The following is a 14,792-nucleotide window of genomic DNA, read 5'->3' as shown; positions in this document are numbered from 1 at the left end:
TGGAGGTACAACGAGGGCTGACGCGTAGCCGAACAGCGCCCTCACCCGGTGGTGGACCTGTGCAGGTCCACCACCGGCGGCCCCACATATTCCTCAATCTGCCTCTCAAGAAGCATATGCAAGGTGCATCCCTCCCCGACTTGCAAGCACACATGAAAAGCCCGTATGATGGGAGAGCAAAACACTCTCTTACCGTCTTGTGCAGGCGCGGTCGTGTGCGCGAGCATAGTTGTACCCATCGGTATACCCCCGATTATAGTCATTCACGCTTTTGAGCTGTGCTCTGCGGGTTTGATGAAGACAGTCATACACTGCATCATTGTACCCCTGTCGGTAGCCTCGTGTGTAATCGTTGCGTTGGGGCGGTTTCTGTGTGCAGGCGCGGTCGTGTGCGCGAGCATAGTTGTACCCATCAGTATATCCTCGGTTGTAATCGTTGATACTTTTGGGCTGTACTCTGCCACTAGTACGACTACAATCATACACTGCATCGTTGTACCCCTGTCGGTAGCCTCGTGTGTAATCGTTGCTCGGCGGCCTTTGCATGACGTGAAGTAAGTTTGAGCTAGTTGTCACAGATGAGATGGAAGAAGAAGCAAAAGCCTGCGGAGAGGTTGCCATAAAGAATAACATGCTACAGAAGAGTACGCTCAGGAGGAGTGCGAAGCGTAGTTTGTTTTGCATATCCATGCCTTTCTAACCTGATGGAGGGGTCCTCTCATCTTTTCATCGCTCTTTCAACAATTGTTTTCTAGAGGAGAGAAGCGAGCACATAGGGATCTGAACAGATCCGGCTGGAAATCGGATGATCGCCAGGCAATTGAAAAGTCTTTTCCCCTCTCGGAGAAATATTGTTGCTCCTTCTCTTCACTCAGTACAATACAAAAAAGGGCGACGAGGTTGCAGATGCACTCTCTTATGAGCTTGTTTTGCTCAGGCAACCTGGAGTGAGATAAAGAAAGGTAGGTTTTGGGGGCGATGGAGAAAAAACCTGGACTTTTCTGGAGAAGAGAAGTATCATGAATGAGTAAGCTTTTCTTCTTCTATAGGTTTCTGGTGCAACCTGGAAGAAGCTTTGTTCTGCCCAATCTCATAGTGTTTTGCTTTCGCTGCCGCCTATCTACGAAAGGGGGGCGCGGGGATTTGGCAGACGAAGGAGGAGGTTTCATACCTCTTCAATGCAGCCAAACTCTATGAGGAACCAGGTGCAAGACGAGAGGATTCGCAATGGACGCGAATAAAGTCGAACGACTTCGAGAAGGCATCGGCGGGGTAGCCGTAGGACTCGTCGCCTACATCCTTCTCAAGTTCACCTTCGACCTCACTCTCAGCACATGATGGTTCGTCGGCGCATCCTGCGCACGGCGACACGTGGGTTCGCCGAGGGCTTCGAGCCCTTCGATTGCAGATGCTCTCCCCCGGCCAGATGTACTGGAAGGCAAGGATGAGTACGGCGAAAGTTTCTATTTGGCAATGATGACCCTGCAGTACAATTAGAAGAGGAAAGAGCAAATCACCCAACCCCTCTGGGGACGCCCTGGATTTTGATCTATCTAGCAGGACTGTTTGAACTGAACTCTGCTAGGTAGCTGAGAAGCCAGGGTGCTTCTCTATGGAACTCTCGTATGAGGTTCCGTGCCAGCAAAGCCCCGCGACAATACCACGCGGGTACGTCACTCTTCCCAGAAGGGAATCGTTGTGGTCACTAGATGTGATCTGGGTAGGCTGTTCAGGCAGCACGCCGGCAAGGCCGCCATCGTCAGCATCGTGGCGCTGCTCCTGCTGTTCGCGGCGGGGATGCACGCCAGCGGCTGGTCCCTGGGGCGCTCCATCCACTACGCGTTGGAGTACACCTGGATCGGCCTCATCGTTGGGACGCTGGTCGGCTGGACCAGCGTCGGCGGAGGGTCTCTGCTCACTCCGCTCCTGATCCTGGTGCCGCCGCACATGGCAACGCTGGGCGCGGTCGCCACTGACTTCCTGCACTCTGTCGCGGTCAAGTTTGTCGGATGGCGCAAGCACCGGCAACTCGGGAACATCGACCACAGCGTCGTGCTCTGGCTCTCGCTTGGAAGCGTTCCCGCCACCTTCATCACTTCGGTGCTGGTTGGCAGCAAGCACAGTTCCAGCAAGGTCGTGGTCCATATTCTGGGAATCGTGCTCATCGTTTCGGCTGCACTCTTCCTGATCAAGCCCCTGATCGAGCGCGGATTCAAGGGGGCAAAGGAAGACAGGCAGCTATCGTCCGCCTCCATCTGGCTGCGCCGCATTGTGACGGCGTTGCTGGGCGCTGGTGTCGGCACGTTGGTGGGACTCACCTCCGTAGGGAGTGGTGCCCTCATCATGCTGGTCATCGCGTTCATGTACCCGGCGATGAGTGCCCAGAAGCTGGTCGGAACCGACATCCTGCAATCTCTGCTGATGCTGGGAGCAGGTTCTCTCGGCTACCTGGCTACGTTCTCTGTCCAGTGGAACATCGTCGGCGCGCTGCTCATGGGTTCTCTTCCTGGCGTCCTGCTGGGCACGTGGCTGAGCAAGAAGACGCACCCACGCGTCCTCGTTCCGATTCTGGCCCTGGTGCTGGCGTTCTCGGGCTACCTGCTGATCAACAAGTAGGCGTCTGACGCGCTACACGCGGTCCACCCGGCAGCCTGGACCCCCTTCACGAGGGGTCCAGGCTGCCACCAGTCTCTCTTCATATGCATCTAGTTCCTCTTTCTCCTCGCAAGAATCGTATGAGAGTGTGTCCCTCTCTGACTTGCAAGCGCTCATGAAAAGCTCGTAGGATGGGAGGGCGTGGCCTTTTTTGCAGCATTTGATATAGTATCCTCAATGGGACATTTGACACTTTTTGTCCTCTCTTTTTTTACTTATACTTGGTTTCAGATAAATATGGCTAAAGTAAAAAAGGGGAGGCAACGTTATGTTTCGCACGAATATTTTATTGAAGATCATTGATTTATTATGTGCTCTTGCACAACGAAATTATGATTTTTACTGCTGGTTGCTTGCTCGTTTCCCTACATGGAGCGAACGTGCTGCTTTGCGTATGGCCTGGCGGGCTTTTATGCGGGCGCGCGCTCAAGTGCCAGCATATAGCGCGTTTTTGAACAGGCACAACGGCTTCCAGCATCACCAGGGAACGCTGGCTGAGCAGTTTGTTCATATCCCTGAAACCGATAAAAATGGCTATGTTCGTGCATTCACCATTGCTGAACGCTGTATCGATGGTCGTATACCAACGCATCATATCATCGTTGACGAATCCTCTGGCTCAACCGGCACCCCCTATAACTGGGTACGTTCACGGGCAGAAGTGTTCTATACACGCCGGGCATGCAGCTATTTTCATCGCTATTATTTTGGCAACCAGCCATTGTTTGTTATTAATGCCTTTTCAATGGGAGCCTGGGCTACTGGCGTGACTGTGGGGGCAGCTCTGGAAGCCAATGGCATTGTGAAATCGACCGGCCCGGATCTGGACAAGATTCTGCATACCTTGCGTTTCTTTGGTCCTGGCTATCATTATCTGATTACCGGCTATCCACCATTCCTCAAACGTTTGCTTGATTACGGCGAGGAGCAAGGTCTGGATTGGTCAACATATCATCTGTTGGGCCTGGTTGGAGGCGAAGGAATGAGTGAAGGGTTGCGCCGTTATCTGTTGCGCCATTTTGAGAAGGTGCTGAGTGGATATGGTGCCTCCGATTTGGAAGTTGGCGTGGCTGCTGAGTCTGATCTTTCCATTCTGTTGCGTCAGTTGATGGAAGAGCGGAGCGACGTTCGGGAAGCATTGATCGGCTCTGACCATCGTGTGCCGATGTTGTTCCAGTATAATCCGCTTGATCACTATATCGAGGTCAACGCGAAGCGCGAATTGATAATCACGATCACACGTCCTATTCTCGCGCCGCGTATTCGCTACAATATCAACGATCAGGGCGGGATCATTTCTTATAGTGAACTCTGTCGGCGATTACGGCAAGTGGGCATTGACGTGCAGACGCTTCTCCCCAAAGGTGTCCGCTGGGCGCGCCTGCCCTTTGTCTATGTCTTTGGTCGCCGTGACTCAACTATTTCGTATATGGGCGCGAACATTTATCCCGAAGACGTGGAAGCGGGTTTGTTTGCAAGTGTGCACGCGAACCGGCTGGGAGCCTTTTGCATGGAATTGGTGGAAGATGAGCATACTCATGAGGTTTGTCCTTGCATTCATGTTGAAGTTATGGATGGAGATCTCACAGATACCCTGATACAAGAACTGCGGAGTATTTTGCTCAGCAAACTTTCTGAATTGAACGCGGATTTTCGCCAGGCAGTATATGAGGATGGGCATACCTCCGCACTACAAGTCGTACTGCACCATGCGGGACAAGGACCATTCACACAGAACATTGGGCGCATTAAACGACGCTATATTACCGAAGCCGCAAGCCGTGCTACCAGCGCGCAGGCACTCAGTCCTACTATGTCTGCGTAGTGTATTTTGCCCATCCAGACAAAATGAAAGGGAGACCATCATGAAGCATCTGAATATTTCGTCTACAGAACAAACAGCCTGTGGCGACCAGCAGTCTGACATAGCCCGGGAGCGGAGTGAGCAGGCAGAGATAGCCTACATCGCGGCGGCTCGACGCGCTCCATCAGCGCACAATGCCCAGCCCTGGCGACTCTATCCCGAGGATGGCGCACCAGACGAGGCCTATGGTTCCTATCGGCTCTTTTATGCCCATGCTGATAAATTGCTGGCCGATCCTGATGACCGCGATGCTCTGCTTGGTATGGGAGCCTTCTATGAAACGCTGGCCCTGGCCGCTCAATTAGAGGGAAAGCGGGCTGTCTTCGAACCAGGCGTAGTCCAGCACGCGGACGGTTTAGAACTAGGCCGGGTACGTTTGCTGGCTCTTTCTGAAGGCGATACCCTTGATCCACTCGCCCCATTTATCGCCCGGCGGCAAACCAATCGCCATCCCTATCAATCCAAACCGCTGCCGAGCGAATTGCAGGAGGAATTGCAACGCCTGGGCTGTACGCTCTTCGATCCTCGCACTATTGCTCCGCTGGTTCGCAAAGCCAGCATTATGGCCTGGAAGGATACACGTTTTGTGGCCGACCTCAAGGAATGGACACGTTTTCAAGGCAATCCGCCTGATGGGATGACCTGTGAGTGTCTTCACCTCTCCTGGATTGATCGTCAGGCATTGCGTTTTGCCCTCTGGCGCGGTCGCTTATCGGCTCTCCTGGCCTGGATCTATGCCCAACGTGATGTCTATTTGACGCGCCGCAGTGCCACTATTGCGGTACTCACCGCTCAGGACAGAGAACCGCTTACCCTGTTTGCATGTGGACGCTCACTCTTGCGCGCCTGGGTAATGATCAACGCAGCCAGCTACTCCTACCATCCCATCTCCATCGTCATAGACCAGCCAACCGTCAACGAGTTGTCCAGCAAAGTGAAAAATCCCGTTGCTATCTTCCGCGTTGGCTATACGCCCGAAGCGGCACCCTGGTCGAATCGACGATCTGCTGCGTATTAACCATTCTTTAATTACGCCAGATCAGATATGAGTGCGCGTACCTCTCCGACTTGCAAGCCCCCATGAAAAGCTCGTATGATGGGAGGGCGCGGCTATTGTGAAGCGCTAGACGGACGATAATTATCAAAGAAGAGAAGGAACGTCACCCATGATTACCGGACTTGGACACGTCGCATTTCGCATCACCGACCTTGAGAAGTCGCTTGATTTCTATTGTGCAAAGCTGGGTTTCACCGAAGCATTCAGGCTGGAAAGAGAAGGCGAGTTCTCGCCCTGGATCGTCTATCTTCAGGTCGCACCCAATCAGTTTATCGAGCTGTTCCCTGGCGCGAAGGGCGAAAATACCTCGCGTGGTCCGGTCGGGTATAATCATTTTTGCCTGGTCGTTGATGATCTACCTGCCACCCTGCGCGAACTGGCCGGGCGCGGTCTCGCAATCACCGGCGAGCCTCAGAAGGGACTCGACAATAACTGGCAGTACTGGATCAATGATCCCGATGGCAACGCGATTGAATTGATGCAGATCGTCCCGGAATCGCCACACGCCGCCGCCGACGCCCGCTGGCAGGCTCGTTAGCTAACATAAAACAATAGGAGAGACGCATATGCAACCACAGCTTCGCATCGCCACCAGCTCCGATCTCACTCTGCTGGTTGACTTTATGCGCCAATTCTACGCAATTGATAAATATCCCTTTGATGCCACGATTGCTCGTCGGGTAATGCAACAGATTGTCGAAGATGGTTCGCTGGGCCGCGTCTGGTTGATCGACTATGTAGGGGCGGCCATCGGTTATGTTGTCCTCGCCTTCGGCTTTAGCCTCGAATATCATGGGCGCGATGCATTTATTGACGAGCTATTCTTGCTGGATGCCTATCGTGGACAGCGTCTTGGTACGCGGATTCTCCAATGCGTGCTGGATGCCTGCCCCGCGCTTGGCATCCATGCGCTTCACCTCGAAGTCGAACGCTCCAACATGGCTGGTCAGCGCCTTTATCGCAAACATGGCTTCACAGAGCATGATCGCCACTTTTTAACCCGTATGATCAATATTTCGTGAATCTTGCGCTTATTCCGGCTTATGTCCCCATACCGAGAGGAAGTACCAGAGCGCCCGAAAATCATCTGCAAGCATCTCTAATAACATTTGTTCATAGAGGTCGTCGAGTTGTTCTTGTGTAGCAACACCCGCTGCAACCAGAAACGGCTGGCCCAGCTTGTACACTACTTTGAGATTCTCGTAATTGCTAATCGCCGCTCGTTTGCCTGCTGAATAGTTCACCACATGCGCCTGCTCACAGATGTAGAGGCAGCCTGCATCGCTCAAGAAGCGTTCCAGCATGGGCGTGATGCAGCGGTGTGTCCCCTCTCGCAGCGGATGGAAGCTCTGGCCGGTCCTCTTGAGCGCCAGGCCGTAGAGTTGCTTCATGCGTTCGTGCGCGGGGCTATTGCTTACGCCCGGCTCGTCAAATTCGGTCAGGCGCACGATCCCTCCCGGCTTCGTCACGCGTGTTAGCTCACGAGCCACACGCGGCCAATCCTCCACTGTCAGAAACGAAGAGATGAAACGAGCATTGACGATATCAAATGTGTTATCGGGAAATTGGAGTGGCCCCGTCACATCCATAACGTGGAAGAAGGCGTTTCCTAGACCCTGCACACGAGCCTGAGCGCGCGCGTAATCGATCATATTGCGACTTTTATCAATTCCTGTTACCTCAAGATTGCGATACACAAAGGCCAGCTCTAGCGCCCAGCCACCGGGACCGCAGCACACATCGAGTACCCGCTGCACTTGCCTGAGATCAGGATGTTCGCAGAATAGGCCTCCCATTGCACGCGTCAGAAGAATATCTTGATCCATCTGGCGAGCGATCTCTGCACCGCTCTCCATATTGAGAAAAGTTGATGGCGTGTTTTTAACCGGTTCTGCCGACATTGCCATAGATGCGCATCCTTTTTTTCATGATGAAAAAGTATGATACTAGTATCGTGCATGATGTTCTTGTAAGAAGTCTAGCACATCTCACGTGGCCTGTCTTGTGTTCAGGTTGTTAGTGTTTACTATTTCCCTCTCTAGAGTTCGGGGTGAACATCCTGGAAATTTTGTATGTTGGTTTCCATTGGTCGATGGGAAGTTATATGATGTATTCGGTGTTATCAATTATGTTCAGATTTGCCTGACGCTCTGCTTGCTCACCAAAAAAGATGTGTCGTGCAGATTTGAGACAACTTGTGAACGTTGATGTAGAAACGAGGAAAAAATGGCTCGTCATCCTTTAAAACTGGGCTATAAGGCCTCTGCGGAACAATTTGGGCCGCGAGAATTGCTAGATTTTACCGTGCTGGCAGAAGAGCGCGGTTTTGATAGCGTCTGGGTCAGCGATCATTTCCAGCCCTGGCGACATACCAACGGGCACGCACCTTCCGTCTTCCCCTGGCTTGGCGCGGCGGGGCAGCGCACGCAGCGCGTCGTTCTGGGAACCAGCGTCCTTACTCCGACCTTCCGCTATCAGCCTGCAATCGTGGCGCAGGCGTTTGCCACGCTTGGCGTCCTCACTCCGGGGAGAATCATTCTGGGCGTTGGCTCCGGCGAATCGCTCAACGAGGTTGCCGTCACCGACGCGGATTGGCCGCCAGCGAAAGAGCGCCTGGCTCGTTTGCGCGAGGCCGTCAAGCTGATTCGCCAGTTGTGGACGGAAGAACTGGTTTCGTTTCATGGAGAGTACTATCGCACGCGTAACGCGACCATCTATGATCGCCCGGATACTCCCGTACCTATTTACATTGGTGCTGGCGGACCTGTCGCAGCCAAATTCGCTGGACGTGAGGGCGACGGCTTCATCTGCACCTCCGGCAAAGGCGACTCGCTCTATCGCGATCAACTGTTGCCTGGCGTCGAAGAAGGTGCGAAAGCCGCACACCGCAATGCAGACGATATCGAGCGTACTATCGAGATCAAGGTTTCGTTTGATACCGACAAAGACCGTGCCCTTGCCGATACGCGCATCTGGGCAGCTCTAGCTCTGCCTGCCGAGGACAAAGTGGCGATTCATGATGCCCGCGAAATGGAGCGCAAAGCCGAGACCGTCGCGGATCAGGCTCATCGCCGCTGGCTTGTCTCCAGCGATCCCGACGAACATCTCGAACAAATCCGCCCATATATCGAACTGGGCTTTACCCATCTCATTTTCCATGCTCCGGGCGAGGATCAGGCCCGCTTCCTGAACCTCTATGCCAAAGAGATCCTGCCGCGCATCCGTCAGCGCTGGGGATAGAACGCATCACAACAAAAGAGAACGTTGGAATTACCAGATGCACCTATTATTGGTGCACCTGGTAATTGAAGGGGAATGGCTCTGAGCACAGATGATGTTGGGTTTACCCGTAGCGACAATGGGAGGTGGGGAGAGGACGCGGGGGCCTTGCGCTTGTCGCCCTCGCCACATGGTTTCCCGGTTGCCGCGTGACCCCAACGGCGGCAAGCGCAAGGCCCCCACATCCGCCACCCATCCCCCATTGTCGCTACGGGTAAACCCAACATCATCTGCACCCACAATCGTTCCCCTCTTCAATTGCCAGATGCACCAATAATGAGTTTTTACAAACGAAGCCGGTCATCTCCCTGGTTGTAGTCGAGCGATTTATCGCGGGCGAGCGCATGACAAGTGCCCCGCGATAAATCGCTTGACTACAACATATGCGGTAGATTAATAGCGGCGCGGGTAGCGCGTCGAGACGGCACGCAGGATGGCGATCAGGATACAGGCACCGATAAAGGCGATAATGATCGTGCCGACGAAACCGGAGGCTCCAATACCCAGCAGGCCAGCCAGGAAGCCGCCCAGGATCGCGCCGACGATACCAATAATGATATCTCCCACGATCCCATAGCCGCCGCCGCGCATCACAACGCTCGCCAGGAAGCCCGCAATCAGGCCAACCAGCAGCCACCAGATCACCGTTGAAAGACTCACATCCGCTAAAATCATTGCTGCAACTGCCATGATAAATCCTCCTTACTCTCTATAAATCTGTTATTGTTTGGATCAGTTATGAGTATTGTACGGAAGATCTCGAAAAACAGTTTCAGAATGCGCGGATGAAATTTGTCCTCAGCGCTGGCCAGGGTGCGCTAAAATAGCTCGTCCAGCGTCTCGTCAAGCAGATACTCTTCCTGCCAGCGTTTGTCAGGTATGAAGCGGTCAATGATGGCCTGAGCCTGTTCGCGCGTCGTGACGCCCAACTGGTTGCGCAGCGCCTCGACATCGTTGAGATCCTTCAGGCGAAAAACCATCAGTTTGAGCGCGAGGATATATTCCTGGGCTGGAAGGTAGACGTGCAGCTTTTTGTATTTGCGCCACAGGCTCGCGTCGGGTTCCGGGGCCATGTCGCGAATAAAATAGGCCACATCATCGTTCATCCATGTGCGCTTCAAACGATGCTTGCTCGCCACCGCGCGAACGGCGGCCTGGAATGCCCTGGTCTGTGGGGTCTTGTTGGTGGTATCTTCCATGTCCATCAACACGACATCAACATCTTCAGTGGATTTCCTGTTTTTCACCATAAGCAGCATATACACGCCACCCACAATCAAAATACGAACTGGCTCCTTAAACTCCCTGGCTTCCAGTTCGTCGCCAAGATCCTGAAGATATTGCTCTACATCTTTACTTTCCATATGATTACAAATGAATGTTATAGTCGAGCTTCATCGTTGGTGCATCCAGAACATCCTCCGAGGTGTTCCCGCGTATGGCAGGGGCGATGGCTTGTCCTCGCCCTGGTGCCTCAACCCGCGATGGGGGAGGCAGGCGAGGACAAGCCATCGCCCCTGCCATACGCGGGAGTCCTCACCGCTCCATGTGTCGAATAAAGCTTGACAGAGGACTACGGCAGGTGATTATTTGACAACCTCACCCCAGAAGGTGGCGTAGAAGATGATTGCACAAAAATGGTCCTGTTGCATTTCCTCCATGACCTGTGTATATAATATATCAATCTCGTCCTGCGTGGCAACTCCTGTCTTGACAAGCATCGGTTGAACCAGCTTGTAGAGAACCATAAGGTTATCATAGCCGTGCGTGTGCCCCTCGGTGCCTGCTGAAAGATCGAAAATATTTGCCTGATTCTGTATGTTGTGACAATCAACATCGCGCAGCAGACGGCCAAGCGTGGGAAGGACGGCAATATGTCTGCCATCAGGCGAAAAGCCTTTGCCAGCTCGCCTCAATGCCTCTGTATAGAGCGCGCTCATCCGTTCGGAATAGATGCCGTTGCTCACGCTCACCTCGTACTCACTCAGACGAATGCGCCCACCTGGTCGAGCCACTCGAACGCACTCGCGCAACAGACGCGGCCAGGCAGTACTCGGCATGAAACCAAAGATAAGGCGGGCATTGACGATATCAAAGAAATTATCGGGAAATGGGAGTGGTTGGAGCGCATCATGCTCTAGAAAACGCAGATTGTTGAAACCCTGGAGTTGTGCCTGTATTCTGGCATATTCTATCATCAAGTGGCTGATGTCGAAGCCGGTGACGCTGATATGCGGCTGAGTTCGTGCCAGCTCAAACGCCCAGCTCCCCGGTCCACAGGCGATATCCAGTGCATTATGAATGCTCGCCATATTCTGAATTTCGGGAATCGGGCCTCCTAGCGCCTGTGTCAAATCGTGATCCTGCCGCATCAAACGAGCCATTTCTGCTGCGTTCTCCGCATCGAGGAAATAAGTGATCTTGCTTGATGCAGGCTCCTGCGGGGTCGTCATGCGTTTCTCTCCTTCCTCTTTAGCGGCCTTACAAGCGCGGTGAGCGGTGCAATTGGTAGATCAACATGATCGACGACGGGCAGCGTAGAATATCCCAATCCTTCGGCCTTGCGCGCTGTCTCTACCCACGCGGCATGGGAAGGGGCGTTCGCCGTCATGACGCCAAATCTGAAAGGTCGATAGTCCATTATCCTACCTCTTTTTTTATGAGCTATGTGTATTATACGAAATAGAACGTTCTCATGCAAGAGATTATATGTTGCGGAGAATATTTGGAGATGAGCGCGGCGGCATCCGGGCCAGACACCACCGCGATTGAGGGGCTGCTACGCTTTGCTGCTGCGATCAATCAGGTCGAACTCGCCTTGAGCGAGCTTGATGGTCGCGCCCATTGTGTTCTCTTCGAGATGCTTCACCGATGAGGTTCCGGGGATGGGCAATGTCGCGCTGGAACGCATGAGAAGCCAGGAGAGGGCAATTTGACCGGGTTTGGCGTTGTGTCTGCGGGCGATCTGGTCCAGCGGGCTCCCCTCGCGCGCCAGATCGCCGGTTGCCAGTGGGAACCAGGGAATGAAGGCGATCCCCTGCTGTTCGCAAATGTCGATGATCTTTTCGGACTGCTCCCTCGTCATATTCTCGCTCTCTCGACTGATGAGGTTGTAGCGATTCTGCACGCTGACAATTGGCACGATCTGTTGCGCCTGTGCCAGTTGCTCAATTGTCACATTGGAGAGTCCCACATGGCGAATCTTGCCCTCCTCGCGCATCCTGGCAAGGACCGCAACGGATTCTTCAAAAGGCACATTGGGGTCCGGGCGATGGAACTGGTAGATATCGATGTGATCCAGGCGCAGGCGTTGCAGGCTCCCTTCAAGTGCTTCGCGCAAATGTTCGGGTCGCCCATCGGGAACCCACTGATTCGGTCCGGGCCGTACCAGGCCACCTTTCGTGGCGATCACGAGGTCTTGAGGATAGGGATAGAGCGCCTCCGCGATCAAGCTCTCGCTGGATTCCGGGCCATACGAATCGGCTGTATCGATGAGATTGATTCCCAGCTCAAGAGCGCGGCGCAGGACGGCCTGCGCCTCCTGTTTGTCGCGGGGCGGCCCCCAGATGCCATCGCCCGTGATGCGCATTGCGCCAAACCCGAGCCGATGAACCCTCAGATCGCCACCAATGATCAGGGTTCCGCTGGCCTCTGCCGGTCGCTGAACTGTATTTTGCTGCATGCTCACTTTCTCCTTCAACCAACCATACCCCTTTATGGGCAATCCAGGGTGAATGGTTATGTATATGTATCAAAAGAAACCAGGTATTGCCCTATAAACACTACACGTGTGGGGAAGTTGTGTAGATGACACAGCCCTTTTGAGAAAGAAACCCCTCCTTTCGTAGTCGCGCGATTTATCGCGCGACTACTACTCTGTCAAGCTTCATCGTTGATGCATCCAGAACATCCTCGGAGGGTGTGACCGAATATGGCAGGGGCGAAGGCTTGTCCTCGCCCGCCTCCCCAGATCGCAGGGCGAAGGCTTGTCCTCGCCCCTGCCATATTCGGTGGAGTACCAACCATTCTTTTTAGAGCGGCGCTAAACTGTCCAAATGTGCAATTCCAATCGCGACCTGCACATGGTATAGTAGCTTGTGAAGCACCCCATGCATGAATGTAGGGGTTTTACGGTGCGATAGGATAAATAAAGAGGCGGTTAGCTTTGGACATTGATCATTATCTGGCGCGTATTCGCTATCAGGGATCTGTGCAACCAACGGCGGCGACCTTGCGAGCGTTGCACGAGGCCCATATGCTTGCAGTCCCCTTTGAAAACCTGGATATTGGCCTGGGACATGCTATCCAGCTAGATCAGGCTTCTCTATGGGGAAAAATTGTTGAGCGACGGCGCGGCGGTTTCTGCTACGAACTCAACGGTCTGTTTGCGCTACTCTTGCGCGAACTTGGTTTTCGGGTCGAGCTGCTTTCGGCTGGCGTGGCAAACAATCTGGGTGGGTTTAACCCCGATTTCGACCATCTCACGCTGCTGGTCCATCTTGAGGAGGACTGGCTCGCCGATGTCGGTTTTGGCGAGTCGTTTCGTCAGCCTCTGCGTCTTCAGCCCGATTTGCTGCAAAAACAGGAATGGGGACGTTATCGCCTGATGCGCGATGGAGAGGACTGGCTGTTCGAGGAGTGGCGCGATGCCTGGAAGCCGGGTTATCGTTTCACTTTGCAGTCGCGCACGATGAGCGATTTTAGCGCCCGCTGCCTCTACCATCAAACCTCGCCCGAATCTGGTTTTACCCGGCATAGCACCTGCTCGCTGGCAACACCCTATGGTCGGATCACGCTGAGCGATATGCGCCTGATTACCACGAGGCATGGTGTACGCGAGGAGCGTCATGTGGCGAATCAGGAGGAATATCAAGCGCTGCTTTTGGAACATTTCGATATTGTTTTATAATAGGAAGGCCACTTTAGAGGCAAGCCAGTCCGTTCGCGCGAACTCACTGCTGGCTTGCCTCTTCCCTGTCCCTTCATTCGGCGGCGAGAAATTGCTGCCAGCATCGCTCGACGGTTGCTTCAAGCACTTCGGGATAAGTAAACGCATATGTTTGTGCAAGCGAACGCCCCAGATCAGCAACGATACGCCGATTACTCTCGATGGCACGACAGATCTCGCTGCGGTTTCTTAGCGGCATGCCAGACAGTTCTAGAGTGTGCGCGCCTATCTGCTGCTCGACGGTTCGTACAACGCGCGTCAGGCTATGGATGGTTGAGCGTCCCAGGTCGCCACAATCCTGTCCGGTGGCCTGGATGTACCAGAGGCGTAACAAAATATTACGCTCAATAGAGAGACCAAGGGGGGCCAGTCCAGTTAACTCGCGATGCAGCACTTTGGCATGTTTATGCGTGCTGATCCAGAAGCTATCGAGTAACTGTTGCAGCTGTTCCTTCTGCACCGGCCTGTCCGAAGAGGGCAACTCGTGCCACTCCTGCTGCTGCAATGTCTGAGCAAGCTGTGGGTCGCGGCAACTCAGCACAAGCTTTGCATCAGAGGAGAGCGGCTGGTCGGTATCCTGTACAAAAAAGTCGAAGATTGTGCCATCGGCAAGCACGAGATGATGGAGGAACGCGTGTTCTCCGAAGGACAGAAATAGCTGACCAACAACGGGGTTGTTAGCAAAGATCGGCGCGAAATCGGGCGTTTTCCAGCCTGCGAGCTGCTCTGGCTCAACGGCAACATGGAGATCGACATCGCTAAACCTATCGCCACCGCCACGCGCGAGGCTGCCCTCAATCCAGAGGGCCACAATCTCGCGATTGGCCTGGAGCCGCGTGAGCACATCTTTAAGAGTTGTACATTGTGGTAAATCTGGGAGATGACTTAAAAACAGTGCTTCCATATGAAATCCCTTCTTGAAGAATACTAAGTAAAAGCATACCATAAACGTCTTGACAACAATACGATATATCGTCTATATTAGCGAT

At 53.7% G+C, this 14,792-nt stretch carries 17 protein-coding genes; 7 read left to right on the top strand and 10 right to left on the bottom strand.

Going from position 1 to position 14,792, the window contains the following annotated elements; translation table 11 throughout:
• Window positions 1-189: 189 nt before the first annotated feature.
• A complete protein-coding gene (locus K3T83_RS39820; protein ID WP_220208699.1) occupies window positions 190-684 on the bottom strand; it encodes a hypothetical protein in 495 nt (164 codons plus the stop codon).
• A 1,113-nt stretch (window positions 685-1,797) separates the two neighbouring features.
• On the opposite strand from K3T83_RS39820, the gene K3T83_RS39815 reads away from it, so the two are divergent.
• From K3T83_RS39815 to K3T83_RS39795, 5 genes are all read left to right on the top strand, one after another.
• Entirely contained in the window at window positions 1,798-2,616 is an 819-nt protein-coding gene (locus K3T83_RS39815) for a sulfite exporter TauE/SafE family protein (protein ID WP_236065311.1), read from the top strand.
• A gap of 307 nt (window positions 2,617-2,923) precedes the next feature.
• On the top strand, window positions 2,924-4,480 hold the full coding sequence (locus K3T83_RS39810; protein ID WP_220208697.1) for a phenylacetate--CoA ligase family protein: 1,557 nt from the start codon (window positions 2,924-2,926) through the stop codon (window positions 4,478-4,480).
• A gap of 40 nt (window positions 4,481-4,520) precedes the next feature.
• On the top strand, window positions 4,521-5,537 hold the full coding sequence (locus K3T83_RS39805) for a nitroreductase family protein (protein WP_220208696.1): 1,017 nt from the start codon (window positions 4,521-4,523) through the stop codon (window positions 5,535-5,537).
• 148 nt (window positions 5,538-5,685) lie between these two features.
• Window positions 5,686-6,114 carry a VOC family protein gene (locus K3T83_RS39800; protein ID WP_220208695.1) on the top strand — a complete coding sequence of 143 codons (429 nt, stop codon included), beginning with the start codon at window positions 5,686-5,688 and terminating at the stop codon, window positions 6,112-6,114.
• A 28-nt stretch (window positions 6,115-6,142) separates the two neighbouring features.
• Window positions 6,143-6,598 (top strand): GNAT family N-acetyltransferase, encoded by a 456-nt coding sequence (locus K3T83_RS39795; RefSeq protein WP_220208694.1) that lies wholly within the window; start codon window positions 6,143-6,145, stop codon window positions 6,596-6,598.
• A 9-nt stretch (window positions 6,599-6,607) separates the two neighbouring features.
• Here K3T83_RS39795 and K3T83_RS39790 read toward each other — a convergent pair whose 3' ends face one another.
• Window positions 6,608-7,483: a class I SAM-dependent methyltransferase gene (locus K3T83_RS39790; RefSeq protein WP_220208693.1), complete on the bottom strand. Its 876-nt coding sequence runs from the start codon at window positions 7,481-7,483 to the stop codon at window positions 6,608-6,610.
• A 319-nt stretch (window positions 7,484-7,802) separates the two neighbouring features.
• Between K3T83_RS39790 and fgd the strand changes: the two genes are divergently transcribed.
• On the top strand, window positions 7,803-8,816 hold the full coding sequence (fgd, locus tag K3T83_RS39785) for a glucose-6-phosphate dehydrogenase (coenzyme-F420) (protein WP_220208692.1): 1,014 nt from the start codon (window positions 7,803-7,805) through the stop codon (window positions 8,814-8,816).
• 30 nt (window positions 8,817-8,846) lie between these two features.
• Here the strand turns inward: fgd and K3T83_RS39780 are convergent, their stop codons facing one another.
• The 7 genes from K3T83_RS39780 to K3T83_RS39750 form a co-directional block, all read right to left on the bottom strand.
• Window positions 8,847-9,095, bottom strand: a complete 249-nt coding sequence (locus K3T83_RS39780) for a hypothetical protein (protein WP_220208691.1) — start codon at window positions 9,093-9,095, stop codon at window positions 8,847-8,849.
• Between the two features lie 153 nt (window positions 9,096-9,248).
• Window positions 9,249-9,545, bottom strand: a complete 297-nt coding sequence (locus K3T83_RS39775; RefSeq protein WP_220208690.1) for a GlsB/YeaQ/YmgE family stress response membrane protein — start codon at window positions 9,543-9,545, stop codon at window positions 9,249-9,251.
• Window positions 9,546-9,673: 128 nt separating this feature from the next.
• Window positions 9,674-10,219, bottom strand: a complete 546-nt coding sequence (locus K3T83_RS39770; RefSeq protein WP_220208689.1) for a DUF6036 family nucleotidyltransferase — start codon at window positions 10,217-10,219, stop codon at window positions 9,674-9,676.
• A gap of 4 nt (window positions 10,220-10,223) precedes the next feature.
• Complete coding sequence (locus tag K3T83_RS39765; RefSeq protein ID WP_220208688.1) at window positions 10,224-10,379, bottom strand: hypothetical protein; 156 nt, start codon at window positions 10,377-10,379, stop codon at window positions 10,224-10,226.
• A 62-nt stretch (window positions 10,380-10,441) separates the two neighbouring features.
• Entirely contained in the window at window positions 10,442-11,308 is an 867-nt protein-coding gene (locus K3T83_RS39760; protein ID WP_220208687.1) for a class I SAM-dependent methyltransferase, read from the bottom strand.
• Window positions 11,305-11,496 carry a hypothetical protein gene (locus K3T83_RS39755; protein WP_220208686.1) on the bottom strand — a complete coding sequence of 64 codons (192 nt, stop codon included), beginning with the start codon at window positions 11,494-11,496 and terminating at the stop codon, window positions 11,305-11,307. The genes K3T83_RS39760 and K3T83_RS39755 overlap by 4 nt, the downstream gene beginning before the upstream one ends.
• A 138-nt stretch (window positions 11,497-11,634) precedes the next feature.
• Entirely contained in the window at window positions 11,635-12,537 is a 903-nt protein-coding gene (locus tag K3T83_RS39750) for an aldo/keto reductase (protein ID WP_220208685.1), read from the bottom strand.
• Window positions 12,538-13,020: 483 nt separating this feature from the next.
• Here K3T83_RS39750 and K3T83_RS39745 point away from each other — a divergent pair, with 483 nt between their 5' ends.
• Window positions 13,021-13,764 carry an arylamine N-acetyltransferase family protein gene (locus K3T83_RS39745; protein WP_220208684.1) on the top strand — a complete coding sequence of 248 codons (744 nt, stop codon included), beginning with the start codon at window positions 13,021-13,023 and terminating at the stop codon, window positions 13,762-13,764.
• Between the two features lie 73 nt (window positions 13,765-13,837).
• Here K3T83_RS39745 and K3T83_RS39740 read toward each other — a convergent pair whose 3' ends face one another.
• Window positions 13,838-14,707 (bottom strand): nucleotidyltransferase domain-containing protein, encoded by an 870-nt coding sequence (locus tag K3T83_RS39740; protein ID WP_220208683.1) that lies wholly within the window; start codon window positions 14,705-14,707, stop codon window positions 13,838-13,840.
• Window positions 14,708-14,792 lie beyond the last annotated feature (85 nt).

The sequence above is a fragment of the Reticulibacter mediterranei genome, from assembly GCF_016587455.1.
The sequence above is the reverse complement of the archived record's forward strand: the minus strand, read 5'-3'. Positions and strand labels throughout refer to the sequence as shown.

Bases quoted from the DNA above. Each gene is read 5' to 3' on its own strand.
- K3T83_RS39740 (WP_220208683.1), bottom strand. From the start codon at position 14,707: ATGGAAGCACTGTTTTTAAGTCATCTCCCAGATTTACCACAATGTACA.
- K3T83_RS39810 (WP_220208697.1), top strand. From the start codon at position 2,924: ATGTTTCGCACGAATATTTTATTGAAGATCATTGATTTATTATGTGCT.
- K3T83_RS39770 (WP_220208689.1), bottom strand. From the start codon at position 10,219: ATGGAAAGTAAAGATGTAGAGCAATATCTTCAGGATCTTGGCGACGAA.
- K3T83_RS39750 (WP_220208685.1), bottom strand. From the start codon at position 12,537: ATGCAGCAAAATACAGTTCAGCGACCGGCAGAGGCCAGCGGAACCCTG.
- fgd (WP_220208692.1), top strand. From the start codon at position 7,803: ATGGCTCGTCATCCTTTAAAACTGGGCTATAAGGCCTCTGCGGAACAA.
- K3T83_RS39815 (WP_236065311.1), top strand. From the start codon at position 1,798: ATGCACGCCAGCGGCTGGTCCCTGGGGCGCTCCATCCACTACGCGTTG.
- K3T83_RS39800 (WP_220208695.1), top strand. From the start codon at position 5,686: ATGATTACCGGACTTGGACACGTCGCATTTCGCATCACCGACCTTGAG.
- K3T83_RS39765 (WP_220208688.1), bottom strand. From the start codon at position 10,379: ATGGCAGGGGCGATGGCTTGTCCTCGCCTGCCTCCCCCATCGCGGGTT.
- K3T83_RS39820 (WP_220208699.1), bottom strand. From the start codon at position 684: ATGCAAAACAAACTACGCTTCGCACTCCTCCTGAGCGTACTCTTCTGT.
- K3T83_RS39795 (WP_220208694.1), top strand. From the start codon at position 6,143: ATGCAACCACAGCTTCGCATCGCCACCAGCTCCGATCTCACTCTGCTG.
- K3T83_RS39760 (WP_220208687.1), bottom strand. From the start codon at position 11,308: ATGACGACCCCGCAGGAGCCTGCATCAAGCAAGATCACTTATTTCCTC.
- K3T83_RS39755 (WP_220208686.1), bottom strand. From the start codon at position 11,496: ATGGACTATCGACCTTTCAGATTTGGCGTCATGACGGCGAACGCCCCT.
- K3T83_RS39775 (WP_220208690.1), bottom strand. From the start codon at position 9,545: ATGGCAGTTGCAGCAATGATTTTAGCGGATGTGAGTCTTTCAACGGTG.
- K3T83_RS39805 (WP_220208696.1), top strand. From the start codon at position 4,521: ATGAAGCATCTGAATATTTCGTCTACAGAACAAACAGCCTGTGGCGAC.
- K3T83_RS39790 (WP_220208693.1), bottom strand. From the start codon at position 7,483: ATGGCAATGTCGGCAGAACCGGTTAAAAACACGCCATCAACTTTTCTC.